Origin of the sequence: Pseudonocardia sp. SID8383, assembly GCF_009864975.1 — a bacterium.
GTDB classification, from domain to species: Bacteria; Actinomycetota; Actinomycetes; order Mycobacteriales; family Pseudonocardiaceae; genus Pseudonocardia; species Pseudonocardia alni.
The window spans coordinates 1-1,834 of record NZ_WWFY01000606.1 but is presented as its reverse complement, the minus strand read 5'-3'; the positions used below and the strand labels follow the sequence as shown (position 1 = coordinate 1,834).

The window sequence follows — 1,834 nt, the reverse complement described above, 5'->3', positions numbered from 1 at the left end:
CGCCGAGTTCACCGACTGGTCGCTCGACGACGTGCTCCGCGGCGCCGAGGGGGCGCCGCCCGTCGAGCGGGTCGACGTCGTCCAGCCCGCCACCTTCGCCGTCATGGTCGGACTGGCCGCGCTGTGGCGCGCGCACGGCGTCGAGCCCGACGCGGTCGTCGGCCACTCCCAGGGCGAGATCGCCGCCGCCGTCGTCTCCGGTGCGCTGTCGCTGCGCGACGGTGCCCGGGTGGTCGCGCTGCGCAGCCGGGCGATCGCGCGGTCGCTGGCCGGGCGCGGCGGCATGATGTCGGTCGCGCTGCCGGTCGCCGACGCCGAGGGGCACCTCGCCGGCTACGAGGGCCGGGTGTCGGTGGCCGCCGTCAACGGCCCCCGTTCCGCGGTGCTCGCCGGCGAGCCCGACGCGCTCGACGAGCTGCTCGCCGCGTTCGACGCCGCCGATGTCCGCGCCCGCCGGATCGCGGTGGACTACGCCTCGCACTCGCACCAGGTCGAGGACCTGCGCGACGAGCTCGCCACGACCCTCGCCGGGCTCGCCCCGCAGCCGTCGCAGGTGCCGGTGTTCTCCACGGTCACGGGCGACTGGCTCGACACGACCACGATGGACGCCTCCTACTGGTACGAGAACCTGCGCAACCGGGTCCGGTTCGCCGACGCGGTCGAGGCCCTGCAGGCCGCCGAGTACCGCACGTTCGTCGAAACGAGCCCGCACCCGGTGCTGTCGATGTCGGTGCAGGACGTGCTCGACGACGCCGGCGTCGCCGGTGTCGCGGGTGGCACGCTGCGCCGTGACCAGGGCGGCTACGACCGGTTCGTGCTGTCCGCGGCGGAGCTCTACGTCCGGGGGGCGGCCGTCGACTGGACCCGGGTCTTCGACGGGACCGGCGCGTCCCGCACCGACCTGCCCACGTATGCGTTCGCCCACGACCAGCTGTGGGTCCTGCCCCCCGCGGTCACCGCCGCCGCCGACCCGCAGGACGAGGCGTTCTGGGCCGCCGTCGAGGACGGCGACGTCGCCGCCCTGACCAGCACCCTGGACACCGACCCGGACGCGGTCGCCGCGGTCCTGCCCGCGCTGGTCAGCTGGCGCCGCGGCCGCCGGGACCGCTCCACCCTGGACTCCTGGCGCTACCGCGTGTCCTGGAAACCGGCCGGGTCGCTGCCGCAGCGGAGCCTGGCGGGCACCTGGCTGGTCGTCTCGGCCGAGGGGACCGACGACACCGAGGTGGCCGGTGCGCTGGCCGCGCACGGGGCCGACGTGCGCCGCGTCGTCCTCGACGAGACCTGCACCGACCGCGCCGTCCTGGCCGGGCGGCTCGCCGCGGCGACCGGGGACGACTCCGCCGCCGACCCGGCCGCCGTCTCGGGGATCGTCTCGGTGCTGGCCGAGGCCGACACCACGACCGTGCCGCGGACCGGCCTGGTCACCGGGGTGGCGCTGACCGTCGCGCTGATCCAGGCGCTGGGCGACAGCGGCATCGACGCGCCGATGTGGGCACTGAGCCGTGGCGCCGTCGCCACCGGACGCGCCGACGAGGTCATCGCCCCGGTCCAGGCCCAGGTCCTGGGCATCGGCTGGACCGCGGCGCTGGAGCACCCGCAGCGCTGGGGCGGGACGATCGACCTGCCGGTCGCCCTGGACGAGCGCGGGGCCGCGCGGCTGGTCGCCGTCCTCGCCGGGGAGCTGGGCGCCGAGGACCAGCTCGCGCTGCGTCCCACCGGGGTGTTCACCCGGCGGATCGTGCGGGCCGAGCCCGCGGGCGCCCGGCCGGCCCGGACGTGGGACCCGCGGGGGACCACGCTGGTCACCGGCGGGTCCGGCACCCTCGCGCCG

At 77.0% G+C, this 1,834-nt stretch carries 1 protein-coding gene; it reads left to right on the top strand.

Translation table 11 applies throughout. The annotated features are described in order from the left end of the window. A partial coding sequence (locus tag GTW08_RS14780) for an acyltransferase domain-containing protein (RefSeq protein ID WP_161152077.1) occupies nucleotides 1-1,834 on the top strand: 1,834 nt, incomplete at both ends.